The sequence below is a fragment of the Prochlorococcus sp. MIT 0801 genome, assembly GCF_000757865.1.
In the GTDB taxonomy this organism is placed as follows: domain Bacteria; phylum Cyanobacteriota; class Cyanobacteriia; order PCC-6307; family Cyanobiaceae; genus Prochlorococcus_B.
In genome coordinates this window covers 952,319-976,217 of record NZ_CP007754.1, presented here as the reverse complement: position 1 = coordinate 976,217, position 23,899 = coordinate 952,319, and the positions used below count along the sequence as shown (strand labels likewise).

Annotated in this window: 27 protein-coding genes; 14 read left to right on the top strand and 13 right to left on the bottom strand. The window is 32.4% G+C overall.

Annotated features, from left to right (window positions below; translation table 11 throughout):
* Positions 1–13 precede the first annotated feature (13 nt).
* Both EW15_RS05075 and EW15_RS11075 read left to right on the top strand, forming a co-directional pair.
* A complete protein-coding gene (locus EW15_RS05075; RefSeq protein WP_011823749.1) occupies positions 14–238 on the top strand; it encodes a hypothetical protein in 225 nt (74 codons plus the stop codon).
* A 287-nt stretch (positions 239–525) separates the two neighbouring features.
* Positions 526–675 carry a hypothetical protein gene (locus tag EW15_RS11075; protein WP_197049627.1) on the top strand — a complete coding sequence of 50 codons (150 nt, stop codon included), beginning with the start codon at positions 526–528 and terminating at the stop codon, positions 673–675.
* Between the two features lie 62 nt (positions 676–737).
* Here the strand turns inward: EW15_RS11075 and EW15_RS05070 are convergent, their stop codons facing one another.
* The 6 genes from EW15_RS05070 to EW15_RS05050 all read right to left on the bottom strand — a co-directional run bounded on the left by EW15_RS05070 (position 738) and on the right by EW15_RS05050 (position 4,365).
* Positions 738–1,349, bottom strand: a complete 612-nt coding sequence (locus EW15_RS05070; protein WP_038652752.1) for a uridine kinase — start codon at positions 1,347–1,349, stop codon at positions 738–740.
* Between the two features lie 62 nt (positions 1,350–1,411).
* Positions 1,412–1,552: a hypothetical protein gene (locus tag EW15_RS10805; protein ID WP_156095744.1), complete on the bottom strand. Its 141-nt coding sequence runs from the start codon at positions 1,550–1,552 to the stop codon at positions 1,412–1,414.
* Positions 1,553–1,651: 99 nt separating this feature from the next.
* Complete coding sequence (locus tag EW15_RS05065; protein ID WP_038652750.1) at positions 1,652–1,879, bottom strand: DUF2862 domain-containing protein; 228 nt, start codon at positions 1,877–1,879, stop codon at positions 1,652–1,654.
* A gap of 41 nt (positions 1,880–1,920) precedes the next feature.
* Positions 1,921–2,211 carry a DUF1330 domain-containing protein gene (locus EW15_RS05060; RefSeq protein ID WP_011823745.1) on the bottom strand — a complete coding sequence of 97 codons (291 nt, stop codon included), beginning with the start codon at positions 2,209–2,211 and terminating at the stop codon, positions 1,921–1,923.
* Positions 2,212–2,359: 148 nt separating this feature from the next.
* Complete coding sequence (locus tag EW15_RS05055; protein WP_038652746.1) at positions 2,360–2,587, bottom strand: DUF6447 family protein; 228 nt, start codon at positions 2,585–2,587, stop codon at positions 2,360–2,362.
* Between the two features lie 41 nt (positions 2,588–2,628).
* The gene (locus tag EW15_RS05050) at positions 2,629–4,365 is read right to left on the bottom strand and encodes an ABC transporter ATP-binding protein (protein ID WP_038652743.1); all 1,737 of its coding nucleotides are present in this window, start codon (positions 4,363–4,365) and stop codon (positions 2,629–2,631) included.
* Positions 4,366–4,403: 38 nt separating this feature from the next.
* Here EW15_RS05050 and EW15_RS05045 point away from each other — a divergent pair, with 38 nt between their 5' ends.
* From EW15_RS05045 to folP, 3 genes are read left to right on the top strand one after another with little or no spacing between them, the layout of a single operon-like run.
* A complete protein-coding gene (locus EW15_RS05045) occupies positions 4,404–4,622 on the top strand; it encodes an RNA-binding S4 domain-containing protein (protein ID WP_038652741.1) in 219 nt (72 codons plus the stop codon).
* A 9-nt stretch (positions 4,623–4,631) separates the two neighbouring features.
* Positions 4,632–5,372: a triose-phosphate isomerase gene (gene tpiA, locus EW15_RS05040; RefSeq protein ID WP_038652738.1), complete on the top strand. Its 741-nt coding sequence runs from the start codon at positions 4,632–4,634 to the stop codon at positions 5,370–5,372.
* On the top strand, positions 5,341–6,192 hold the full coding sequence (gene folP, locus EW15_RS05035) for a dihydropteroate synthase (RefSeq protein WP_225866509.1): 852 nt from the start codon (positions 5,341–5,343) through the stop codon (positions 6,190–6,192). Before tpiA ends, folP begins: the two co-directional genes overlap by 32 nt.
* A gap of 7 nt (positions 6,193–6,199) precedes the next feature.
* On the opposite strand, the gene EW15_RS05030 is transcribed toward folP, so the two are convergent.
* Entirely contained in the window at positions 6,200–10,213 is a 4,014-nt protein-coding gene (locus EW15_RS05030; protein WP_038652735.1) for a magnesium chelatase subunit H, read from the bottom strand.
* Positions 10,214–10,326: 113 nt separating this feature from the next.
* On the opposite strand from EW15_RS05030, the gene dapB reads away from it, so the two are divergent.
* From dapB to EW15_RS05010, 4 genes are read left to right on the top strand one after another with little or no spacing between them, the layout of a single operon-like run.
* Entirely contained in the window at positions 10,327–11,175 is an 849-nt protein-coding gene (dapB, locus tag EW15_RS05025; RefSeq protein ID WP_038655197.1) for a 4-hydroxy-tetrahydrodipicolinate reductase, read from the top strand.
* 12 nt (positions 11,176–11,187) lie between these two features.
* Entirely contained in the window at positions 11,188–11,835 is a 648-nt protein-coding gene (locus EW15_RS05020; RefSeq protein WP_038652732.1) for a hypothetical protein, read from the top strand.
* 33 nt (positions 11,836–11,868) lie between these two features.
* Positions 11,869–12,981 (top strand): FAD-dependent monooxygenase, encoded by a 1,113-nt coding sequence (locus EW15_RS05015; RefSeq protein WP_038652729.1) that lies wholly within the window; start codon positions 11,869–11,871, stop codon positions 12,979–12,981.
* Positions 12,982–12,997: 16 nt separating this feature from the next.
* The gene (locus tag EW15_RS05010) at positions 12,998–13,207 is read left to right on the top strand and encodes a DUF2949 domain-containing protein (RefSeq protein WP_038652726.1); all 210 of its coding nucleotides are present in this window, start codon (positions 12,998–13,000) and stop codon (positions 13,205–13,207) included.
* Here the strand turns inward: EW15_RS05010 and EW15_RS05005 are convergent.
* Positions 13,204–13,722, bottom strand: a complete 519-nt coding sequence (locus tag EW15_RS05005) for an adenine phosphoribosyltransferase (protein WP_038652722.1) — start codon at positions 13,720–13,722, stop codon at positions 13,204–13,206. The genes EW15_RS05010 and EW15_RS05005 overlap by 4 nt on opposite strands.
* Positions 13,723–13,740: 18 nt before the next feature.
* On the opposite strand from EW15_RS05005, the gene EW15_RS05000 reads away from it, so the two are divergent.
* From EW15_RS05000 to EW15_RS04985, 4 genes are all read left to right on the top strand, one after another.
* Positions 13,741–14,403 (top strand): DUF3038 domain-containing protein, encoded by a 663-nt coding sequence (locus EW15_RS05000; protein ID WP_038652719.1) that lies wholly within the window; start codon positions 13,741–13,743, stop codon positions 14,401–14,403.
* A gap of 10 nt (positions 14,404–14,413) precedes the next feature.
* Positions 14,414–15,013 carry a DUF4335 domain-containing protein gene (locus EW15_RS04995; RefSeq protein ID WP_038652716.1) on the top strand — a complete coding sequence of 200 codons (600 nt, stop codon included), beginning with the start codon at positions 14,414–14,416 and terminating at the stop codon, positions 15,011–15,013.
* Positions 15,014–15,136: 123 nt separating this feature from the next.
* Positions 15,137–15,787: a methyltransferase type 11 gene (locus EW15_RS04990; RefSeq protein WP_038652712.1), complete on the top strand. Its 651-nt coding sequence runs from the start codon at positions 15,137–15,139 to the stop codon at positions 15,785–15,787.
* 53 nt (positions 15,788–15,840) lie between these two features.
* Positions 15,841–16,149, top strand: a complete 309-nt coding sequence (locus tag EW15_RS04985; RefSeq protein ID WP_038652709.1) for a hypothetical protein — start codon at positions 15,841–15,843, stop codon at positions 16,147–16,149.
* Positions 16,150–16,157: 8 nt separating this feature from the next.
* Here EW15_RS04985 and EW15_RS04980 read toward each other — a convergent pair whose 3' ends face one another.
* The 3 genes from EW15_RS04980 to EW15_RS04970 all read right to left on the bottom strand — a co-directional run bounded on the left by EW15_RS04980 (position 16,158) and on the right by EW15_RS04970 (position 20,697).
* The gene (locus EW15_RS04980) at positions 16,158–16,406 is read right to left on the bottom strand and encodes a hypothetical protein (protein WP_038652707.1); all 249 of its coding nucleotides are present in this window, start codon (positions 16,404–16,406) and stop codon (positions 16,158–16,160) included.
* Between the two features lie 28 nt (positions 16,407–16,434).
* On the bottom strand, positions 16,435–19,941 hold the full coding sequence (gene mfd, locus EW15_RS04975; protein ID WP_038652704.1) for a transcription-repair coupling factor: 3,507 nt from the start codon (positions 19,939–19,941) through the stop codon (positions 16,435–16,437).
* Positions 19,942–20,004: 63 nt separating this feature from the next.
* Positions 20,005–20,697, bottom strand: coding sequence for a hypothetical protein (locus EW15_RS04970; protein WP_038652701.1), 693 nt, complete (start codon positions 20,695–20,697; stop codon positions 20,005–20,007).
* Positions 20,698–20,783: 86 nt separating this feature from the next.
* Here EW15_RS04970 and EW15_RS04965 point away from each other — a divergent pair, with 86 nt between their 5' ends.
* Positions 20,784–21,506, top strand: coding sequence for a DUF475 domain-containing protein (locus tag EW15_RS04965; protein WP_038652698.1), 723 nt, complete (start codon positions 20,784–20,786; stop codon positions 21,504–21,506).
* On the opposite strand, the gene fmt is transcribed toward EW15_RS04965, so the two are convergent.
* On the bottom strand, positions 21,503–22,513 hold the full coding sequence (gene fmt / locus EW15_RS04960) for a methionyl-tRNA formyltransferase (protein ID WP_038652695.1): 1,011 nt from the start codon (positions 22,511–22,513) through the stop codon (positions 21,503–21,505). The two genes, EW15_RS04965 and fmt, sit on opposite strands and share 4 nt — an antisense overlap.
* Positions 22,510–23,898 carry a TldD/PmbA family protein gene (locus EW15_RS04955; protein WP_038652692.1) on the bottom strand — a complete coding sequence of 463 codons (1,389 nt, stop codon included), beginning with the start codon at positions 23,896–23,898 and terminating at the stop codon, positions 22,510–22,512. Before EW15_RS04955 ends, fmt begins: the two co-directional genes overlap by 4 nt.
* Position 23,899 lies beyond the last annotated feature (1 nt).

Genomic DNA, 23,899 nt, shown 5'->3' with positions numbered 1-23,899 from the left:
AAGCTAGATTTAAATGTTACAAATTAAAATATCAATGGTCATATTCCCTAATGGCTGGTATTTATATTGGGTCTTACTAAAGAACATGCTTCCTTTAACTTTCGCTGGACTACTAAGTACACCAGCTCCTACTGCTCCAATCGTAGGCATCGCTTTTATGGCTCTATTTGGAATTATGGCTGTCGTAGTTGGTCCTAATTACGATGGTTTCAATGATCCAAATACATCTAATAAATAGGCTATCTAGTTAAATTAAGTGGGTTGATATGTTTTCCATGTTTACCCATTTTTTTATGTTTTAAAATAATCCTATCTTAATCAATTGATTCCTTCCAGACATATGCTTTAAATATTACGTGTACGATTAATAGTTAAATTTGTATAGAATATTTTCAAGCATTTAAACAATTCTTTCATATATGTGTATCAAAACGTCTGTTTCTAGATTTTTAGTTCAAAACTAGTTACTTATAAATATATTGATTCCTTTTTTCTGCTATTTATAACTAGCTTTATTCCTCTTTTATGGGTAATTTATTATTTACTGGTCTTACTAGTACTCCTGCCCCAACAGCAGTTTTAGTTGGAGTTGCGTCAATTGCTTTGTTTGCAATTGTAGGACTTATGGTTGGTCCTGACTACGATGGTATGAATGCGCCAGAGGTGAAAAAGTAGGAACTATAAATTTTAAGATGCAATAAACTAACTAATCTAAATAAATTAATTATTTTTTTAAATTAGTTAGTTTTTTGTTTTTGTAAATATAAAACTAATTGATCATATGAAATCCTATCTAATGGATTTATTGACAATACCTCAAAGTTATTCAGATAGTTTTGTACATTCTCATAATATAAATACCATGACTTATTGAATTTTTTAATTACTTCTCTACTATCTCTTCCTCTTTCTAGTTGATCTCTTATTAGTCTTCTTTTAAAACAAATGGCTTTTTCCTCTTCACATACAATATTTATAGTCTCGTTATAGTTTAAATCTAACCTATGAGAAAATATCCCTTCTAATATTAGGAATTGATTTTCACCATCATAGTCAATGCTTTCTTCTGATTTTGATGAATATTTTCTTTTGAAGTCATATTTATAAAATGATATTAATCTTTTTTTATTATGTAAAGATCTAATAGTCTTCTTTATTTCATTTTTCTTGAAACTAATAGGCCTATCATATATATCATATTGTAATATTGATAATAATCTGATGAATATATTATCTTTATAATATGAATCTGTTTTTATTACTATTGAATTGCTAAATAATTTAGCAATTTTTTTACTTAAATAAGACTTGCCTGAGCCAGATGGTCCTGTAATTATAATAGTTTTCATTCCTTATAATATTACCTATGATTAATTAAGCTAATTATAAATATTTCCTTGTTAATATATTATCAGACTATTTTATTATAATTAAGTTCTTCGTCAGTCCAGTTTCTATTATTAAATCTATTCTCAATAAATCTTAGAACTAGTATAATTACAGGAATATGCATAAGTCCACCAATTACCACTGTGATTTGGTTGTAAGGCATAATCTTTTAAATTAGTTAATGTCAATATACGTTATTAATCATTTGTTATCTTAATATGTATCTTTTAGTTATATTAAATATACTCTTCCTAGGTATTAATTACATTATCTCAGACAATTCCTTTTCGAAAAACCAATTTATCGCACCATTATTTAGTTTAACCACTAGTCCAAATTCATTTCCATCTACCATTTTATAGCCAACTAATTCGACAATAGGTTCCTTTCTAATATCTTCTAGTATATTTAGAGGTAGTCGATCTTTAACTTCGTTTATTTCAACTCTTAATAGTTGACCTTTTTGAAGAGTTGATGAATCTCTTATCATAATAAATCTCTTCTAGTTATTTTTTCATATTGATAGTTAAGCTATCCGATTATTGATAGCGATAACTGATTTTCAATTCCACTATATTTTATGTATTCTTGAAATTCAGATGAATTAAAGGCTTGTTGAGCTGCGGCCTTAGATTCAAATTCAACAATTACTCCTAATTGTCCGCCATCCCATTCGTTTAAATCTGAGTTTTGGTTTACATCTTTAGCAATGATCGTTCCACCAACTGACCTAAGCCATGGAACTACGGTTTTTACGTATTCTATGAATTGAGCTGTGCTTTCTATTTTGGCCTGTTTAAGCCAATAGCCTTTGGTTCCCATCTCTTTATTTTTTCTTTAGATTCTCTCATGTCATAGCTCTAATGCGTTTAGCGCAACAAATTATTTAACGTTATAAATTTATAAGTAAATTTACTATTTATTATTTTTATAGGCCATGATAGTTTTCTTTAATTATATGTTTAATTAATTAGTTTATTGGATTTATTGTTTCCAGTTTTGATTTTAGTTGCATAATTAAATGCTGTCGCCCCACTGCTAGAACTTTTAGTGTGTCTTCGTGCATCCTTAATTGAGCGTCTGCAACTTGCATACCTTTAATAAGTTCTTGTACTTCTTTGGGTAAGCTCTTAATGTTATATTTTTTATCCTCAAATGTTAAAATAGCTTCGTTTTCGTTTGATAGAGTATTTGACATTTAATTAGGAATAATATCTTTAATATAGCATTAATTCTATTTTAATTGCTCTTGATAAATTGTTTATCGCAAAAATCCTTATATCTTCCTTGCCTATTAATCAATTCTTTATGGCTACCTACTTCAAGTACTTCGCCTTTTTCAATCACAGCTATTTTGTCTGCCTTTTGTATTGTTGATAATCTGTGAGCGATTACCAAGACAGTTCGATTGTGCATTGCTTGTTGAAGACCCTTCTGAACAGATTCTTCCGATTCAGCATCTAGGGCACTAGTTGCTTCATCTAGCAATAAAATTGTTGGATCTCCTAGTAAAGCTCTTGCTATTGATATTCTCTGTAACTGACCTCCAGAAAGATTGCTACCCCTTTCTTCTATAAACGTTTCATAGCCGTCTGGTAATTCTTCAATAAAATCATGAGCATTTGCAATTCTTGCTGCATTAACTATGTTCGCTTTAGTGGCTGGCCTTCCAAATCTTATTGCTTCTGATATGGTCCCTGAAAATATAAATGTTTTTTGTGGAACTATACCTATTAATCTTCTTAAGTGATTAGTATTTACTCTATTCAAATTATAATTATCAATAAATATTGATCCATTAGATGGCTCTATGAATTTTAAAATTAATGAAAAGATTGTACTTTTTCCAGCTCCTGAAGGTCCAACTAATGCGGTTATTTTTCCATTATCTATATCTAAATTAATTTTTTTTATAACCTCTTTATCATCATTATATGAGAAAAATACATCCTTAAATGATAACTTACCAGCTATCCTATCAGGAGTAATACTTCTATCTGAACTAGATATTTCTAATGGTTTAGTTGTTATTTCATTTAATCTTCTTAGTGAAGCTTGTCCTTGCTTTAATTCGTTATAGTTTGTAGTAATATGGCTTATTGGATCAATTAACATTATTAAGGCTGTAAAATAACTGCCAAATTCCTCGTTAGACATACCTCCTGTTTGTATTCTATAAGTTCCAATTGTGAGGATTCCTAAAATACCTATTATTTCTATTAATCCGACTATTGGATGCTGAAGGGCTACAAGCCTAAGCATCTTATATTTAGCCTCTTTGTGTAATTTAACTTGTTTTTCAAAATGATCTTGAAGCCATGCCTCTACAGCAAATGCTTTAACCATGGGTAGACCTTGAACTGCCTCTGATAGCAAACCTGCTAATGAACTGATTTTGTCTTGACTTTGTTCAGATGCTTTTAATACTCTCCCACCAAAATCACTTACTAACAAAGCAATTAATGGCGCTAATATGATCGTTGCAAGTGATAAATTCCAATCAATAAATATCATATAACCAAATACTGCTAATAATTGAAATATCGATGGTGTTGTATCTTGAATGGATTTATATATAACCTCCCCAACTCGATCAACATCCTCTGTAAGTCTGTATGCAATATCACCAGATGAAAGCTTTTCGATAAAAAGAATATTAGTTCTTTGAAGTTTTCTAAATAGTGTTGTTCGTAGGTCTTGGCTTATGGCTAATGCTGGTTTTGCTAAAAGACTATCTTGAAGATATTGTGCTGTTTTTTGAATGATAAAAATAATTAAGGCTTGTAAAATGACAATCAATACTTGTTTTGTATTGCCTTGACCAATAGCAGGTATTAACTTGCCTGATAACCATGCAAGTATTGGCCAACAAATTACGTATATAAACATGCTTATCCCACCCAAAAGCAATGTTGGCAAATGTCCCTTTAGTTTCCCTATCAGGTAAATAAAATTTATTTTGTTTTTTTGTTTCATTCCATCAAACTATCAATGTTTAATTTAAAAGCACGTAAATGAAATTAGATCAATTTTTAAAATTTATGGGTATCGTTCAGACTGGAGGTGAAGCCAAAATGATTATTAATTCAGGAAAAATATCAGTAAATGGCATGGTGGAAAAAAGAAGAGGTAGGAAATTAATTGATGGAGATCAAATTTCTTTTGCAAATGAAACATACATTGTTCCAAATTCTGATCCTCTAGGCCGTAAGTTGGCAAGAAGCGAAAAATGAGGAGCTAGCGTGCGTAAACCGGTCATTGCAGGGAATTGGAAGATGAACATGACGTGTACCGAAGCGATTGAGTACATGCGTGTATTAATTCCACTACTGAAAGATATTCCGAAAAAAGATAGGGAAGTTGTTATTGCACCACCATTTACAGCTCTATACCCTCTGTCTGAGTTTATGAGGGACACAAGTGAATATCTAACCTTATCTAGCCAAAATGTTCATTGGGAGGATAGTGGGGCCTATACGGCCGAAGTTTCTCCCATTATGCTTAATGAGCTTTCGGTTAAGTGTGCAATCGTTGGACACAGTGAACCTCGTAAATATTTCAGTGAAAGTGATGAACAAATTAATAAAAGAGCAAAATCCGCTCAGGATCATCAGTTAATTCCAATTGTTTGTGTTGGAGAAACTTTTCAACAAAGAGAAATGGGTGAAGCAGAAAGGGTTATACGAAGACAAATTGAACAAGGTCTTGAAGGAATTGAGGTAAAAAGACTAATAGTTGCTTATGAACCAATCTGGGCTATTGGAACTGGTAAAACTTGTGAAGCCAATGAGGCTAATCGAATTTGTGGACTTATTCGTAAGTGGATTGGTTACGAAGACGTGATTATTCAATATGGTGGATCAGTAAAATCAAATAATATTGATGAAATAATGTCTATGTCAGATATTGATGGAGTACTAGTAGGTGGAGCCTCTCTAGATCCTACAAATTTTGCCAGAATTGCTAACTACGAAAAAATCTAATAATTTCCCGCCTAAGCATTGGAAACAAGAAATCCAATTAATGGCAATAGTAAACATCACTGAAGATTCTTTTAGTGATGGAGGACTTTACATAGACTTACCCGCTGCAATTAATCATGCATCATTATGTATTAATCAAGGAGCACATATTCTAGATATTGGAGCACAGAGCACACGACCTGGCGCATCTGAGGTAGGTCCTGAAACTGAGATTAAAAGATTAGTTCCATTAATAAAAGAACTAAAGTTATTACATCCACAGATTCCAATTTCTGTAGACACCTTTCATCATTCTGTTGCAGAGAAAGTATTAAATATTGGTGCCGATTTGGTTAATGATGTTAGTGGTGGTCGACATGATCCTGAAATCTATAATGTTATCGCTAATAATGGTTCTCCTTATGTTTTGACTCATAGTCGTGGAAATAGTAAGACAATGGATTCTTTAGCTGTATATACAAATGTTGTAAAAGATGTAAAAAATGAATTATCCAATCAAATTGATTTAGCGCTATCCAAAGGCATTAAAGACGAGCAAATTATTATTGATCCTGGAATAGGATTTGCAAAGAATGTCGATCAAAACTTAACTTTGCTGAGAAATTTAGAAGAATTTGTTTCTATGAATTATCCAGTATTGATAGGTGCTTCAAGAAAAAGATTTATTGGTTCAGTTATTAATGAAACTGACCCAAATAAAAGAATCTTTGGGATGGCTGCCGTAGCATCTAGATGTGTGAGTTCTGGTGTTGATATTCTAAGAGTTCATGATATTAAAGAGATTTCTCAAGTTGTAATAATGACTAAGTCAATTATTTAAAATATTCTTAATCTTCTGTATTAACTCCTTCGATTCTATCTTCTACTTCTTGATAAAGTTCTTTTAATTGTTCAATATTTTCCTCAGATGTTTCCCAATATCCTCTCCCATTAACTTCTAATAATGTACCAACTATTCTTCTAAAACTATGAGGATTTAATTCCATTAATCTTTTCCTCATCTCTGGATCATTTATAAAAGTTTCATTTGACTCTTCATATACAAAATTATCAACTTGCCCACTAGTTGCACTCCATCCTAATGTGTAATTTAGTCTATTTGAGACTTCCCTTACTCCTTCATATCCTGACTTGAGCATTCCTTCATACCATTTTGGGTTAAGTAATTTTGTTCTTGAATCTAATCTAATGGTTTCACTTAATGATCTGACCTGAGCATTTGCTGTAGTTGTGTCGGCTATGTAACTACTAGGCGCTTTACCATCATCTCTCAGATTCTTAATTAAATTTGTTGGATCGGAGTCAAAGTAATGACTTACGTCTGTCAATGAAATTTCCGAAGAATCAAGATTTTGGAAGGTAACATCAGCAGTTTTCATGACTGATTCAAAAACGTCTCTGTTCTGATTCATTTCACCTGGATTATCTGCATTAAAAGCAAAAGTTTTTCTTGAAAGGTACATTTCTTGCAATTCATTTTCTTCTTCCCATGTTGAATTCTCTACAGCCAAATTGACATTTGAGCTATAACTTCCACTTGCATTTGAGAACACTCTGCTTGCGGATTCCCTAATACTTTTACCCTCTTTTTCTGCCTGCTCTAACACATGTTTTCTTACGAAATTTTGATCTAGAGGTTCATCTGCTTCTGCAGCCATTTTTACTGCTTGGTCAATTAATGCCATTTGATTAATAAACAAATCCCTAAAAACACCCGAGCAGTTAACGACTACATCAATTCTTGGTCTTCCTAGTTCCTCAAGGGAAAGGAGTTCTAATTTGTTTACTCTTCCTACAGAATCTGGTTTTGGCTTTACTCCAACAAACCAAAGGATTTGAGCTAATGATTCACCATAAGTTTTGATGTTATCAGTACCCCAAAGTACGCAAGCAATAGTCTCTGGCCATGTACCTTGCTCCTCTTTCTGCCTCTCAATAAGCTTGTCAACTACACCTTTAGCTGAAGCCACAGCAGCAACGGTTGGTATCGATTGGGGATCTAATGCATGAATATTTTTGCCACTTGGTAATACTCCTGGGTTCCTAATAGGATCTCCACCGGGACCGGGGATCACATAATCTCCATCTAGAGCTTTTAAAAGGCTCTCCATCTCTTTATCAGCACATATTTGCTCTAAGCAAAATCTCAAATAGTCAAAGACCTTATCTAGTGCAGCTGCATTTACATTTTCAAAACCTGCTTTCTTAGCCGATGCTTGCCATGGAGATGGGATTGAGAAACCAATTCCTCTTAAGAACTCAACAATTAGTGTCCAGATATTCTTCTTCATATTTACTCTCCCATCTCTTCCTGTTAGAGATCTAACCATTGAGCCAACAGCTTCTCTTGATGTTTCTGTAATTAATTTATTAAGTTCGACATCTTCTAATTTTCCCTTGTTATTACCTTCATAGACTTCCTCAATAGTTTTTCCTTTTGATTCAGCTAATAAACCAGGCAAAGATCTGATTCCATCATCTTCTCTTTCTATAGATGCGATACTAACCAAGGTTGCAATTGCTTCCTCAGCAGTAGCTGGTTTACCAATTGTGTGTAAGCCGCAAGGTAATAATCGACTTTCTATTTCCATTAATTGTTTATAAACATTTCCTACTACCAAATCTCTTTCATCTATTTCTAATTCGGAAGCATCTTTTTCAGGTAGTTTTACATCTTCATCAAGATTACATTTTTTTGCTGTTTCAACTATTGCGTTAACAATTTGAATTCCTCTTCCACTTTCTCTTAATTGTTGATAAGAACCAACTAATTCTCCAAGTTCTTTTAAACCTTTATATAGTCCAGCATTTTCAGCAGGGGGCGTTAAATAACTAATTGTTGATGCGTATCCTCTTCTTTTTGCGATAGTTGCTTCCGAGGGATTATTTGCTGCGTAGTAATAAAGATTAGGCAAACCTCCAATCAATGAATCTGGATAACATGTCTCACTCATACCCATTTGTTTCCCTGGCATGAATTCAAGCGATCCGTGGGTTCCAAAATGTAGAACTGCGTCTGCCTTCCAAACTTTTTCTAAATAAGTGTAATAAGCGGCAAAACCATGATGAGGACTGGCACTTCTAGAATAAAGCAATCTCATAGGATCACCTTCATATCCAAAAGTTGGTTGCACGCCTACAAATACATTTCCAAATTCTTTTCCATATATAAGAAGATTTTGGCCATCACTATTTAAATTTCCAGGTGGCTTTCCCCAGTTCTCTTCTAGTCTTTCAGAATAAGGAGTTAATTGCTCATATTCTTTTACACTCATTCGATGCGCTATAGATAGTTCAGGAGAACCTTGTAAAGCCTCTGGATCATTTATTAATGTCTCCATTAGTTCTTTTGGATTCTTAGGTAGATCTTTTATGTCATAACCCTTTTGCTTCATCTCTTCTAAAACTCTATAAATAGAGCCAAAGACGTCTAAGTAAGCAGCTGTTCCAACATTTCCTTTATCTGGTGGGAAACTAAATACCGTAATAGCTAATTTCTTCTGGTCACGTTTTTTAATTCTTAGTGATGACCATCTAATAGCTCTTTCAGCTATTGCATCAACTCTATCTTGAAGTGTATGAGCTTTCCCAGTTGCATCATCTCGACCAGATAAAACTATTGGCTCAATAGCACCATCTAATTCAGGAATTGCAATTTGAAGTGCAACTTGAACTGGATGAAGTCCTAGGTCACTTCCTTCCCATTCTTGAGTTGTTTGAAAAACGAGTGGAAGAGCAACCATGTAAGGTCGATTGAGCTTTTTTAAAGCCTCGACAGCTTTTGGGTGATCTTGCCTCGCAGGACCTCCAACAAGTGCAAAACCTGTAAGTGAAACAACGCCATCTACAATGGGTTTTTCAGGATTTATAGGATCGTAATAAAATTCATTTACTGGCTTGGAAAAATCTAATCCACCACAAAAAACAGGGATTACTGTTGCTCCTCTATATTCCAATTCTTGTATAACTGCGACGTAGTGTGCATCGTCTCCAGTAACAATGTGACTTCTTTGAAGTACAAGTCCGATTACAGGACCGTTTTTAGCATTAGTTGTTAGATCATCCCTGGAAGCTGTCCAATTTAAATATTCTTTTTTATCCTCAAACATATTTGGAGCTAAAGGATGCCAAATTCCTAAATCAGGGAAAACTTCTGGCTCTGCAACTTCAATTTTTTCTTCTTCTACATTTAGTTCTGGAAATACATATTTGTCTCCCAGCATTAGTAAGAAATTTCGCAGATTATCTGGAGTTCCTCCTAACCAATATTGAAAACTAAGCATAAAACTACGAGCGTCTTGTGCTTTGTCTACGGGCAGATACTTAAGAATTGAGGGTAGGGTATTTAAAAGCTTCAACATTGAATCTTGAAATCCAGCACCGCCCGCTTCTTTCCTCTTCTTCATAAAATCGCCAATGATGCTTTTACTTTGGCCTAGCTGCGCCATAGAAAAAGTTCCCAATTTATTCAATCGCATTACTTCAGGCATTGATGGAAATACCACTGCCGCTTTAAGACTGTCTTTATGAGGTTCAACTGCTTCAACAACTTTTTGCGCCAGATCTTCAATGAAAATCAATGAAGCTACGAATAAATCAGCATTTTCTATATCTTTTTTAAAGCTTTCATAATTGTTTGTATCTCTAAGTTCTTCAATTAAATATCCATTAAGTTCAATTCCAATAGGACCATTTTGCGAATTTAATGAGTTAGCAGCCTGAGTAAGAGCATTTTGATATTGAGGCTCAAGGACTACATAAACAGCCTTCATCACAGCTTTATGCTTGTGATTCTCGACAGGTGAAACTCTGCGATTTGCTGAGCGAACCTGTGTAAACATCTTTTCTTCTTAGGTAATTCGACCAAGCCTAGTGTTCAGTGGGCCTTTAGTGTGTTATTTAGTTAATGCCTGTTACAAGAAATACGGAATATAATAATGCAAAAAGAAATTTAATGAGTTCTGCTTATCAATCAATACCCGTTTTAGTAGCAGGGGCTTTGGGTCGAATGGGATCTGAAGTTATCAAGGCAATTAATTCATCAAAGGATTATCAACTTGTTGGCGCAATTGATAACCAGAAGGGTAAAGAAGGTCAAGACATAGGATCATTGCTAGGTTTAGGTGAACTAGATGTATTTCTTTCTAGTGATTTCGAAGGCTCTTTGTGTGCTGCAAGTCAGAACGTCCCTAAAGATGGTTCAAATAATGGCGCTGTTTTAGTTGATTTTACTCATCCAAAATTTGCTTATAAACACACCCGTACATCAATCGCCTATGGTGTCCATCCTGTGATTGGTACCACTGGAATAACGGCAGATCAGTTAGATGATCTTTATAAATTTGCAGACAAAGCTTCTCTTGGTACAGCTATTATTCCAAATTTCTCAGTAGGTATGGTTTTGCTACAGCAAGCAGCAGCAGCAGCAGCTCGTTTTTATGAGTTCGCAGAATTGACTGAAATGCATCACAACAAAAAGGCTGACGCCCCAAGTGGTACGTGTATCAAAACCGCCGAACTGATTGAGGAGCAACGTTCAACCTTCAATAGATCTTTTGTAGAGGAAGAAGAATCAATTAAAGGCTCTCGAGGCGGTTCTCGTTCTAGTGGTTTGAGACTCCATTCCGTAAGGTTGCCTGGAATTGTTGCTCATCAACAAGTCATGTTTGGCTCAAATGGAGAGACATATCAGTTATCTCATAACACTATTGATCGATCTGCCTACATGCCTGGCGTTCTATTAGTTGTCAAAAAAATTAGATCATTCAATAAATTGGTTTACGGACTAGAGAAAATTTTATAGTTTTTAATACAAATGTTATTTCCTATTAAGCAAAATGAGATTGATAAATTGATTCCTGCTGTTGCGACAGGGAAACAATTCAATTCTGCTTTAGGTAATCCTCAGAAGATCTTTCAGCGGATTATGATTTCTGCCATTGGAGGCGTTATTACGTTACTAATTAGTCAAAGTCAAGTAACAAGTCAGTTCTATTCTCTATGGTTGGTATTAGGTGTTATTTTTCTTTTATATATTTTGTGGGGCCCCATACTTGAAGCTAGTAGAAAGAATTCAAAGTTTAAAAGTTTTACTTTTTCAGCATTAGTTGATGGCTATATTTCTGATGTTTATGTAGAAGACAGGGTGGAAAATAAACAGGAGCAAGCTAATCAAGATGGAAGATTAGAGGTGTTAGAGAAAAAGAGAACATTCGTTATTCTGGATATAGAAGATGAAGATGGATTTATAGGTAATATAAGTTTTCCACTACAAAAAAAGTTTAATATACTTACAAAAGGCATGAGAATTAACTGTGTGGTTTTTAGCAATAGAAGAGATTTTGATACGATTCAAGCGATAAGTGATGCTTGGTGTCCAGAAATAAATTTATGGGTAGGTTCTTATCCTTTTCTTCTTCGTCCTGCATTTGAAGAATTTGTTAATATGAGAATTTCAAGCTAAATCTTTAATGTAAAAAATGATATAATAGTATTTATGAATATAGCAATTATTGGTTCTGGATTAACTGGATCATTGGCAGCAATTTCATTAGCAAAAGCCGGCTGTAGAGTTGATCTATATGAGAGACTATCAGACGAAGAACTTGTGAATAGAGATCGAACATATGCTATTACACATTCCTCTAGAAAAATATTAGAAAAACTTGGCATCTGGTCACATTTATCAAAAAATTTAGTACCATTTCAATATTTGAATGTAATCGATTATGAATTAAATAAAAAGTTTCAATTTCTCGTTAATGATTTAAGTATTTCAGACCAAAAATATTTGGCAGTAGGTTGGATTGCTGAACATGAATTTATCATGTTATCTATTTTAAATTTTATTTCTAATATAGAAAATATCAATAAGATTCCCACTTCTGTTATTCCTAATACCAATAATTATGATCTAATTGTTGCTGCTGATGGATCAAGCTCTAATACTAAAAAAAAGCTTAAAACCCCATCGTTTATTTATAAATATGATCAGATGTGTATTACTGCCAAAGTTCTTCTTAGAGGGCTTAAATCTAATGAAGCATTTGAAATATTAAATAGTGAGGGACCATTTGCTGTATTACCTTTAGGAGGAGATTTATTTCAAATAATCTGTAGTCAATCAATAGTAAAAGGTACTCATAATATGAATTTGTCTAAATCACTATTTTTAGATTATTTATCAACAATTCTTCCTTACGGTATTGAACCTGACACTATAATTGATGAACCTAAATCCTTCCCAATTAATTTTTGTCTAAATTACTCTTTCTTTTCGGGTAAATATATTTATCTGGGTGAAACAGCACACAAAATTCACCCTGTTGGTGGACAAGGTCTAAATCTATGTTGGCGAGATGTTGATAGTTTAGCAAAAATATCCTCCATCCCCTTATTAAGGAATAATCATTCCTTTATTCCATTAATATATTCTATTTCTAGATTACTTGATGTATTATCGATATCTTTTCTAACTGATAGTTTAGTAAGATATTCTCGAAGTAATATTGCTATCTTCTATTTACCTAGATTACTTGTATTCTTTATTATGAAAAATTCATCTTTATTTAGGAAATTCATTCTCAATTTAATGACTAATGGATTATAATTTGCGTTAAATATAAATGATAAATACTAGTTCTGCTATTGATCCTCCTTCTGATGAATTGTGTAATTTCATTATTGATAAATTAGGTATAAGTCAAGGTGCGCTTGAACTAGGAATAAAAAGATCCTATTTGGAAAATTCCCCACTTCCTGTAGTAATGTGGAGCTATGGTTTAATTACCTTGTCTCAATTAAAAATTATACTTTTGTGGCTAAGTAATAATTAATACTTTATTAGAGTTTCTATAAATAAATTTGAATCTAAGTTTGCTCTTCCTTTAAGTTCAGTTAACTCAACAATAAAAGCATAACCAATTAAATTACCACCTGCTTTTTTGATCAACTTACCAGCTGCTCCTGCTGTGCCCCCTGTGGCTAGTAAATCATCGAATAAAAGTATCTTACTATTTTTTTCAATTAGGTTTTGCTGGATTTCTAATCTGTCTTCTCCATACTCAAGCTTATAATTAGTACCTATTACTTCTCCAGGTAGTTTATTAGGTTTTCTTATAGTAATAAAACCTATCTCAAGCTTAAATGCTAGTGCAGATGCAGAAATAAACCCTCTTGATTCTATGCCAGCAATATAATCAGGTTTTTTAGTAGATATCAGCTTCTGAAGTGGAAGCATTAATTCATTCCATATCTTGGGCTCTTTATATATTGGGTTTAAGTCTTTGAAGACGATTCCCTTTTTCGGGAAATCATTTATTTTTGTAATGTATTTTTTTAGGTGATCCATTCAATATAATTATTGGAGGTGTGCGATTTTATAAAACCAACATTAAAGCTAGCAAATGAGCAAACTCCTGTCATTATTGAGTTTATGAAGTCATCTAATTTAGTTTGTACGAATAGTAAAGAATTGATTAATGAATCAAAAAATTTTAAAACCTGTGGTGAAAGTGATTATTCAAATTGTGTTATTGCTATGGATGCATCAAGAAAACTTGATTTTTTGATTTTAGTTATCGAAACGCTTCAAATCAATGCAACGGATTCCGTCTTTTTGGAGGCTAAAAATATTGGTTTATCAGATGATTTCACTAATAGGGTTCAATTCTGGAAAATTAGATGTTCTAACCCTTTGAGAAAAAGTTACACCTTTACATCACTCTCATCGGAGCAGATCGATTCTCTTGTTGAACTTGTTTCTTCCATGGCAAAAAACCTTTATCCTCTTATTAGGCAATTACTTTCCTCAAAAGAATCTGAGACACTTAATAAAAAGAGATGGTTTTTATTTAGTTCACGTCTTAAGTCACTTATAACTGAGAGGATGAATGTGGATCGTAGTTATATAAACTACTTATTAAATGATGATAAACATGAATTTTTTAGAGAGTTATTAGTCATTCTTTCTTTATCATGTGGAAAAGGTGGTGCTTATAGACTAAAAGCTTCTTTATATAATCAATCCTAGGTTTATATAAATGATTAATTTATCTTATAAATTTGTTCAAAACTCTTCATCTCTTGAACTTAATGGTATGCCAGATGTGTCAAATGGAGACTCAGAGAATACTATTGGTATCTTATCGTCATGGACATTGAAAATAATTGACTCTCCTACATTAGAGGGTGAAAAGGAACATCTTGAAGATTTGATGCAAGTAATTCTTCAATATTCACGATCGTATATCTCTGGTATTCGAGAAACATTTATATCTAAAAAAAGTATTGTGACCATATCTCCATTTGGCAGTAATCATAAATTACTTCTCAATAGTACAAAGAATGATGTAAAGCCTCTCGAAATTATTTTAGATGATTCTGAATTGTCAGATCTTACTCAATGTTTAGATCTCTTAAGATTTGATTCCAGATTTAACCTATGTTGGAATATCCCCTTAGACAAACCTTTTAGCAAGAAATATATTAAATCTTTTGTTTATAAATCAAACAAAAGATTTAATTTATTTTATGCATTCGTTTTATTTTTATCCACAAGTTCCCTTATGCTCTTGATCCCTACTAATAATAAATTTGATCTAAATGAACCCCCTAAGTCTTCTCAAATTATAAATGAATAACCTTAATATAAACTAAATAATATTCTTTAAATTGGCTTTATATAGATATACTATCTGTTTCCTTATTTTTTACTCACCAATACATTAAAACTCTACTATTATTAACGAAATATTTTGATCTAAATGAAACTTTCGACTGACGATAGGAGTAAAAGTGATATTTCAGATGATGAAATCTTTTATCAACAGCCAAGATTTGTTCATCACCTTAGCGACTCATTCAGAAATAGACTTACAAATTTATACTCAGAGTATCTACTCAAACATCATATAATTTTAGATTTAATGAGTAGTTGGGTATCCCATTTACCAACAAATATTAAATATAAAAAAGTTATTGGTCATGGAATGAATCAAGCCGAGTTAAGTTCTAATGAAAGACTTGATTGGTTCTTCGTCCAAAATTTAAATAAGAAGCAAAATATGCCAATTGAAGATTCTTCTATTGATGTTGGATTAATCGTTGCTGGCTGGCAATATCTTCAATATCCTGAAAAAGTTTCATTAGAACTATCAAGGGTTATAAAATCAGATTCAGTATTGATAATCTCCTTCACTAATCGAGCATTCTGGACCAAAGCTCCAAACATCTGGACATATTCGTCAGAGGAAAAAAGAATTGAATATGTAACTAGTGTCCTCACATCAAATGGGTGGAGGATTGAAAAAATATTAAATGAAAAAACTCAAGATAAAAAGCTTTTTGGCTTTTACTCATCTGAGAGTGATCCATTTTATTCAGTCATTGCAAGAAACAATAAGTCTAATTACTGAACTAGTTTTTATTAATACTTATATTTAGTATAAGTTCATAATATATTTTTTTTATGTCCTGTTCTTTAATTAAATTTAGTTCTGAGGATTGTGGAACTTGTCACAGGATGAGCTTCTTTGATTCTAAAGTTGCGACTGAATTAGGTATAGAATTTATTAGCGTTAAACTACAAGATACAGTTGTTTATAGAAAATATAGACCAATATTATTAAGGCAATATCCTACCAAAGAAGGTATGGGCTGGCCGACTTATCTATTAGTTAATGATCCGGATGGAGAATTTGAAATTATTGGTGAACTTAAAGGAGGTATTGCTAAGGGTGATTTTAGAGAGAGACTTTCAAACCTAATACCTAATTGATCTTCCAATTAATTGACTGGTTGCATCAAGCCACCACTTCCAGAGTCTGAATCATCATCGTCGTTTCCGGTGTCTACAGTCAAAAGTGTATACACCCCTAAAGCTAAAAGACTTATCATTCCGCTAAAAAGACTAAGTCCATACTGGTTTGAGCTAATTTCTATTACTTCACCCAAGGTAAAAATACTCAAATTTCGGAGACTATAGCAATTTTTTACTTTTAATGCATTTTGTTCAACCAATTGATTAATTGACATGCCTATATTTCTGAATTTAGAAATTGATTTATTGATCGTTTATTTCTGAATTCATTAGCTTTAGCCAATCTGTTAGTTGATCCAAAAGTTTATCGCTATCCAAGATTCCGAGACCTCGAATGGTCACCGTTGAATACCTATCGCCTTTCTTGTAAATAAATCTTCCATGAAGATGATTAGCCAAACCTTTTCTTAATAACCTGAAAGCTGGTTCATCCATCATTGTCTCAAGCTCAACATTTGGTTTAGATAACTTAATTCTTGAGAAGCCACATTTTTTAGCGATTATTTTTAGTTTCATTACTTCTATTAAGGATTCAACTGCTTTTGGTAATGTTCCATATCTATCAACCAAGTTGCTAGCAAATTGAACTAACGATTCATTGTTTTCGCATTGTGTGGCTAATCTATAAGCATTTATTTTTTCATCTGGATCAGTTATCCAATCTCCTGGTATAAAAGCTGTAACAGGTAGATCTATTTGAGTATCTTCAACAGCAGGAATGTCTTGCCCTTGTATTTCAGCAATTGTTTCCTGCAATAATTCCATATACAAATCAAATCCTATTGTTTCCATTTGTCCACTTTGTTCAATACCTAAGATATTTCCAACGCCTCTAATTTCCATGTCCCTCATAGCTAACTGATAACCACTGCCCAAATCACTAAATTCTTTTATAGCCTTTAAGCGTTGTCTTGAAATTTCATTTAATTTCTCATCGCTTGGATAAAATAACCAAGCATGTGCTTGAACACCACTTCGGCCTACTCTGCCTCTCAATTGGTAAAGTTGAGATAAACCGAACTTGTGAGAATCTTCAATTAAAATAGTATTTACTCTAGGAATATCTAAGCCACTTTCTACAATAGTTGTACATAGCAAAATATCTGCATCTCCTGCATTAAATGCCAACATTGCATTTTCTAATGCTCCCTCCTCCATTTGACCATGTGCAATCAATAATTTTACATTTGGGATCATTATTTTTAATTTTTCTGCTACATCCTCTATTCCTTTTATTCGAGGAACAATATAAAATATTTGGCCACCTCTATCAATCTCTTGTGAAATTGCACTTCTTATTATTTCATTATCGAGTGGTGCTAAGTGAGTTTTAATTGGTCTTCTTAGGGGAGGTGGTGTTGTTATTAAACTCATTTCACGCACCCCAGAAAGACTCATATATAGTGTTCTTGGAATTGGAGTCGCTGAAAGGGTTAATACATCTACACTTTTTTTTAACTCCTTTATTTTCTCTTTTTGATTAACTCCAAAACGTTGTTCTTCATCTATAACTAAAAGTCCCAAGTCCTTATAAACTAATTTTTTGTTTAAAAGCTGATGTGTACCAATAACAGCGTCAATATGCCCTTCTTTTAGTCCACTAACTATTTGTTTCTTTTCACTACTTGTTTTAAATCTATTGAGTAAAGAGACTTTTATAGGATATGGAGCAAATCGATCAGAAATAGTTCTCCAATGTTGTTGAGACAATACTGTCGTTGGTGCTAATAAAGCTATTTGTTTTCCTGAAGTAATAGCCTTAAATATTGCTCGTATTGCAACTTCTGTCTTCCCAAATCCAACGTCTCCGCAAACTAGTCTATCCATAGGCTTTTCACTTTCCATATCAGATTTGACTTGAGATGTAGCTTTTGCCTGATCAGGAGTAAGTGCATATGGAAATGAATCTTCTAATTCATTTTGCCATGGACCATCACTTGGATATTTGTAGCCTTTTTCTTTACTTCTTTCTGCATACAACTTAATTAAATCAATAGCAACTTTCTTAACGGACTTCTTAGCTTTTTCCTTTATTTTATTCCAAGTTGCTCCTCCTAATTTACTAATTGTGGGTGTCTTTGAATTTGAACTTCTATACCTACCTAAACTGCCAAGTTGATCGGCAGCAACACTCAGTTTTCCGTCCATGTATTTTATTACCAAGTAATCTCTAGACTCACCATTAATATTTAATTTTTCAATTTTTTGAAATAAACCAATTCCATGATTTCTATGAACAACATAATCGCCAGGTTTCATCTTATTAGGATCTATCTTTTTACTTTGAGATTGTTTTCTTCTTCTTATATAACCAGTAGTAGAAATATTGTTTTGTCCAAAAAATTCTTTATCCGTTAATAAAGCGATTTTCCAGGCAGGAAGATAAAAGCCTTCTATTTCACCCTCATTTCTATTTTTAATAGCAACTGGTATTTTGTCATCTATAATGTCTTTAATAGCATTAAGATCAGAATTATTTGGAATAAACTTTGAGATACATTCATGTTCCTCTAACAGAGAAACAGCACGACTAGGTTGTGCTGATATTATCCAAATAGAATATTTATCCTTAATGTAATCTTTTAATGATAAACTTATTTTTCCATATTGATTAGGAAGCCAATTATGAACTTTGCTTGAAATATTAAAAACATTAGTTTTCTTAGTAGTGTCTTCAAAATCTGTTATATCAATACCTTTATAATTGTTAAGAGAATCATATATATCATTAATATCATTATGAAGATTAGGTTTAAATATACTCTTAATTGATTCACTACCATTTATATTAATAATTTCATCTGTATAATTTTCTTTAACAATATTATACCAAGCTTTACCATGAGATATCCCTTGAAGCCTCTCATCAACAACAATAAATGTTTTATCATCTAAGTAATTTAATAATGATGAAGGCTTATCAAATGCAACTCCTAAATATCTCTTTGCTGATTCCAATTTATTTGAATTTACTAACTCATCGAAATCATCATTATTAAATAAACTCGATATATCCTTGTTTTTAGTTGATTTAAGCTTATTAATGATTAGTGGATCAAAACCTGTTGGTGTTATACATACATTGTTGATTTGATCTAATGATCTTTGTGAAATTGGGTCAAATTCTTTAATCTTATCTAAATGATCCCCAAACAACTCTAATCTAATTGGTAGTTCACTACTAACAGGGTAAATATCAATAATATCTCCACGTCTAGTCCATGTTCCTTCTTGATCTATATTATTAGACTTGATATATCCACATTCACTCAATTTTATAGATAATTTACTAAGGTTTATTTCATCACCTAAATTTAATTTAATACACTTTGATTTAAGATATTCGATTGGTGGCAGATGTGGTTGTAATGATCTTTCTGTCGCTATTATTGCAATGTTCTCATCATCTTTTAATTCCAATATATCGCTTAGTACTTGTAATTGCCCCCAAATGATTTCGGAGGTCACCTCTGTAGTGTCATATGGTGAGACTTCGCTTGTTGGATATAAACATGTCTTAGTCCAACCACAATCTTTTACAAGGGGGTACCATCTAGTAGCATCTTCTAATGTAGGGACAATTACTAATAATCTTTTGGACTCATTTTTAGCAAGCGAAGTAGTGATTAATGCCTTTGCTGTCCGAGAGGCACCTGTTAATATTAATCTTTCTTCTCTATTTGTTCGTTCAATCAACTCAGTTGTTAAATGATGCTTTTCTAAATAATTTGCTATTGACTCTAGAGACACTATTTTTTTTTACTTATTTTTATTGAAATAACAATAACATTTTAATAGTCTTGTTGAGAAGGCTTAATGACCTAGATATTGATTTCGAATCAATTTTAGCTTCTCAACAAATGATACTAATTGTGATTCATTAAGTTCATTCCTAGATAAAACATTAAACTCCTTTTGTAGAAATTCGCGTCCTTGTTTATGATCCCATGATAAATCCCTAAGTATAATGTCGGACTCTTCTATTAAAGTATTAAGATTCCCATTTGATACTTTGAATGGATTCTTGTTATCAGTCTTTTTTAGTAGACTTAGATACTTCACTATATCAGTATAGCTAGTTATTTTATTTCGATTATTGTAACCTAATGTTTTTTCTAGGAAATTTATTTCATCATCTCTAGACCATTTTAGACGTTCAATTTCTGCATCTATCGCTGTTAATTCGCTACTCCAATCATTTGGCTCTTGATTGATATTAATGTCCTCAGCCTTTTCTCTTTTAGGTAATTCAACTTTTTCACTATTAGGAAGTTCAATTCTTAATGGAGTATTGCTTTTATGTTCATTATTAGTATTAATACTTGGCTCATCTTTTGTGACTGCATTTATCCTTTTATTCAGTCTTGATATGGCTTTATCTTCAGCCACTTCTACTGTTGGCCCTTCGGCTAGAGCACTTCCTAAAATTCTGTCATTAATCCAACCAATTACTTGAACAACAGCTTTTTTTTCTGATATGTGGCAAAGCTTTGATTCGATTCTCATAACCCTTTTGACTTAGCACTGAATTGAATAATTAGAGTTAAAATATACCAAACAGTCAATATAAATAGCTCTTTTTCTGTAATTTAATGGATTCAGCATCTCTCAAATCCTTAACCCCCTTACTGGACGGTATTGACAGATGGGTTGAACTAGCTCCTCTTTTGCCGGTTATAGTTTCATTAGAGCTTGTATTATCAGCTGACAACGCAGTGGCTCTTGCATCAATAACTAAGAATCTAAATAATATTAATCTTCAAAAAAAAGCACTCAATATCGGTATATTTATAGCTTTATTATTAAGAATACTTGTAATTCTTACGGCGCAATTTTTCTTAAATTTTTGGCCAGTTAAGCTTATTGGTGGAATTTATTTGATTTCTCTTTCAATTTCAAAGTTTTTATCTTTAAAAAATAATGATTCTGATAAAAACATAGATGTTGACAGTAATAAATCTAATTTTTCATTATTTAAGGTTATTCTTTTATTGTCAATAACTGATTTAGCATTTTCTATAGATAGTATTACCGCAGCCGTAGCAATAAGCGATCAGTTCCTTTTGGTTATTACTGGAGCAATTATTGGAGTTATTGCATTACGTTTCACATCTGGACTATTTATTAAATGGCTGGAAATATATATTAATTTAGAAAAAGCTGGTTATATTGCAGTTGGACTTATTGGAATAAAGTTAATTATTCAATTAGTTTTATACAAATTAGTTATACCTGAATATTTATTCTTCTTGGTAATGTTATTTCTTTTCCTTTGGGGCTTTTCAAAAAAGAATTCATCTATTAATAGTATTTAGACTCCAAGTTTGTCATTAATGCTAAAATTTGTTTGGATTGATAGCGTATAACCGTCTGTTGGCTTTTTGCCTTCTAACTGTGCATATTTGATTATAATAGGATAATCTTTTGTCATGATTTTTAAACCATTTTTTTTATTTATCATTACTATTTCTCCAGGTATAATATGTTTATTTGATTGACTTTTTATATCTTGACTTTCTTTAGATTGATTTTTGTCAAAAGATATAAATACTTCTAAAATCTTTATTCTTTTAGAATTGTAATATGTATATGCATTTGGGTATAAACCCTTAATTTTTTTTATAATCTTTCTTGCTTTTTGATTCCAATCTATTAAATTGTCTTCCTTTGTTATTTGTCTTGCATAACTTGGAGTACCCTTTAATTTTGTCTGGGGAATAGCATTCAATTGATTAAGTCTTGATGATTTGTTTAATCCTTTGGTTAGCTTTATTTTTTCAAGTGATATAAGTAAAAGTTTTGATGACATTATCGATAGTCTATTAGTAAGTATCTCAAGATTATCTGTATCTTTTATAATTGTTGATTCTTGTTCAATAACTGGTCCTGTATCTAAGCCTTCTTCCATTGACATAATACAAACACCTGTCTTGGCATCATCATTAATTATGCTCCACTGAATTGGAGCTGCTCCTCTCCAAGCAGGAAGCAGAGAAGCGTGGCTATTCCAGCATCCAAGATTTGGCTGATCTAATATTTCTTTTGGAAGAATTTGACCAAAAGCTACAACTAGATAAACATCAGCTTTCAAATTTATAAGTATCTCTTTTGTTTTTTGATCTTTACTTATTGAATATGTTGAATAGACAGGAATAGATAGATCTTCAGCAGCTTCTTTCACTGGGGATGGTGACAAACTTTTTCCCCGTCCTCGCTTTTTGTCTGGTTGTGTAACTACAGCTATAACTTCGTGTCCCGCCTTAACAATGCTGTTTAAATTTTCAGCAGCATATTTAGGCGTTCCCCAGAAAACTATCTTCACGCTTCCCCAGTAATTGACATGTTTTCAACCCAAACATGGGGGCTGATACCTTGATGTGTAACTATCTGTTCATTTTCAATTTTTACAATAGTTGATAAGACTTTTAAGATATCTCCAGCAACTGTAGCGGCTTCAATTGATGTCTTTTTTCCCTCATTAACTAACCAGCCATCAAAGGGCAAGGAGAAAGAGCCTTGACTAGCTTTGACTCCAGAATGAATCGCAGATAACTCATCTATCAAAATGTATTCTTTGTTTGTATTTTTAATACTTAGGCTTTCATCTTTATCCAATTCAGATTCACTTTTGCTTACGACTAGCCAATCTGGAGAAACGGATACCTTAGCGCCTAAACCAGCATGCCCTGTAGGTCTAACACCAAATTTCCTTGCGGTTGCCTCTGAGTGAAGTAGTTGAGTCAAAATACCATTTGTGACCAATTGGATATTTTGTGTTGGAGTTCCTTCACCATCAAAACTAAAAGCTCCAACATTTTTAGGATGAAGACCTTCGTCACTTATGTTTAAATTTGCGACTGAAATTTGATTACCTAGTGAGTCTTCGTTCATTAAACTTAGACCATCAATAATAGATCGTGCATTAAACATTGAACTAAATGCACTTATTAGTTGAAGAAAAGCATCAGGAGTAAAACAAACAAGATATTTGTTGGTTTCTATTGATTTATAATCTAAATGACTAATTAACTTATCTGACGTTTCGCTTATACAAGAATCAATATCAAGTTCTTCTAAATTAGAGTTTATTCTTATCCCCCCTGCACTTCGGGGTTTTTTATTTTCTTCCTCAGCCTTGGCATACAAGTATATAGAAGATTGTGATAAATTCATATATCTATTAGCACCTTCACTATTAATATATATTCTCTCCATATAACTTTCATTTAATCCATTATAAGGCACAGAATCTATTGACTTATGAGTATTAATTAATTGTTTTTCAGCGTTTTTTAAAATACTAAGTAATTGATCAATTGTATGAGATTTAGAAATTTCAGGATTAATTTCTGCTAATTCTGATTTAGATAATGAGGAGAACTCAGGAGATTCCTTTTCATTACCAAAAAGGCTAGCTTCAATTGCTCCTTTCATTGCTTTTTTAATGCCTTTACTAGTCAGGTCGGATGTACTAGTAATTCCTACTTGATTGTTTTTATTCCATACTCTTAAGGTCATAGAATTTCTTTGGGAACCTTTTAGTTGTTTTGCATTTCCTTGCTGAACCTGAACAGATATATCTCTACTGGATGATGCACCCATATCCCATTTACTAATAGATAACTCTTCACTGTATTTTTCTAAAAGTTTCTTCAATATAATTGGATCTAACTTACTTATTTTAGGATTAGTTATTGATTCATTCATT

What these genes read in the sequence shown, in the direction of transcription:
- EW15_RS05055 (WP_038652746.1), bottom strand. Translation starts at nt 2,587, where the DNA reads ATGTCAAATACTCTATCAAACGAAAACGAAGCTATTTTAACATTTGAG.
- EW15_RS05020 (WP_038652732.1), top strand. Translation starts at nt 11,188, where the DNA reads ATGTTATTTCCTATTAAGCAAAATGAGATTGATAAATTGATTCCTGCT.
- EW15_RS05045 (WP_038652741.1), top strand. Translation starts at nt 4,404, where the DNA reads ATGAAATTAGATCAATTTTTAAAATTTATGGGTATCGTTCAGACTGGA.
- EW15_RS05050 (WP_038652743.1), bottom strand. Translation starts at nt 4,365, where the DNA reads ATGAAACAAAAAAACAAAATAAATTTTATTTACCTGATAGGGAAACTA.
- EW15_RS05070 (WP_038652752.1), bottom strand. Translation starts at nt 1,349, where the DNA reads ATGAAAACTATTATAATTACAGGACCATCTGGCTCAGGCAAGTCTTAT.
- EW15_RS10805 (WP_156095744.1), bottom strand. Translation starts at nt 1,552, where the DNA reads ATGCCTTACAACCAAATCACAGTGGTAATTGGTGGACTTATGCATATT.
- dapB (WP_038655197.1), top strand. Translation starts at nt 10,327, where the DNA reads ATGAGTTCTGCTTATCAATCAATACCCGTTTTAGTAGCAGGGGCTTTG.
- EW15_RS04995 (WP_038652716.1), top strand. Translation starts at nt 14,414, where the DNA reads ATGATTAATTTATCTTATAAATTTGTTCAAAACTCTTCATCTCTTGAA.
- EW15_RS04955 (WP_038652692.1), bottom strand. Translation starts at nt 23,898, where the DNA reads ATGAATGAATCAATAACTAATCCTAAAATAAGTAAGTTAGATCCAATT.
- EW15_RS05005 (WP_038652722.1), bottom strand. Translation starts at nt 13,722, where the DNA reads ATGGATCACCTAAAAAAATACATTACAAAAATAAATGATTTCCCGAAA.
- EW15_RS04980 (WP_038652707.1), bottom strand. Translation starts at nt 16,406, where the DNA reads ATGTCAATTAATCAATTGGTTGAACAAAATGCATTAAAAGTAAAAAAT.
- EW15_RS11075 (WP_197049627.1), top strand. Translation starts at nt 526, where the DNA reads ATGGGTAATTTATTATTTACTGGTCTTACTAGTACTCCTGCCCCAACA.
- EW15_RS04990 (WP_038652712.1), top strand. Translation starts at nt 15,137, where the DNA reads ATGAAACTTTCGACTGACGATAGGAGTAAAAGTGATATTTCAGATGAT.
- EW15_RS05065 (WP_038652750.1), bottom strand. Translation starts at nt 1,879, where the DNA reads ATGATAAGAGATTCATCAACTCTTCAAAAAGGTCAACTATTAAGAGTT.
- EW15_RS05015 (WP_038652729.1), top strand. Translation starts at nt 11,869, where the DNA reads ATGAATATAGCAATTATTGGTTCTGGATTAACTGGATCATTGGCAGCA.
- EW15_RS04965 (WP_038652698.1), top strand. Translation starts at nt 20,784, where the DNA reads ATGGATTCAGCATCTCTCAAATCCTTAACCCCCTTACTGGACGGTATT.
- EW15_RS04985 (WP_038652709.1), top strand. Translation starts at nt 15,841, where the DNA reads ATGTCCTGTTCTTTAATTAAATTTAGTTCTGAGGATTGTGGAACTTGT.
- EW15_RS05010 (WP_038652726.1), top strand. Translation starts at nt 12,998, where the DNA reads ATGATAAATACTAGTTCTGCTATTGATCCTCCTTCTGATGAATTGTGT.
- EW15_RS05060 (WP_011823745.1), bottom strand. Translation starts at nt 2,211, where the DNA reads ATGGGAACCAAAGGCTATTGGCTTAAACAGGCCAAAATAGAAAGCACA.
- EW15_RS04970 (WP_038652701.1), bottom strand. Translation starts at nt 20,697, where the DNA reads ATGAGAATCGAATCAAAGCTTTGCCACATATCAGAAAAAAAAGCTGTT.
- EW15_RS05075 (WP_011823749.1), top strand. Translation starts at nt 14, where the DNA reads ATGTTACAAATTAAAATATCAATGGTCATATTCCCTAATGGCTGGTAT.
- EW15_RS05030 (WP_038652735.1), bottom strand. Translation starts at nt 10,213, where the DNA reads ATGTTTACACAGGTTCGCTCAGCAAATCGCAGAGTTTCACCTGTCGAG.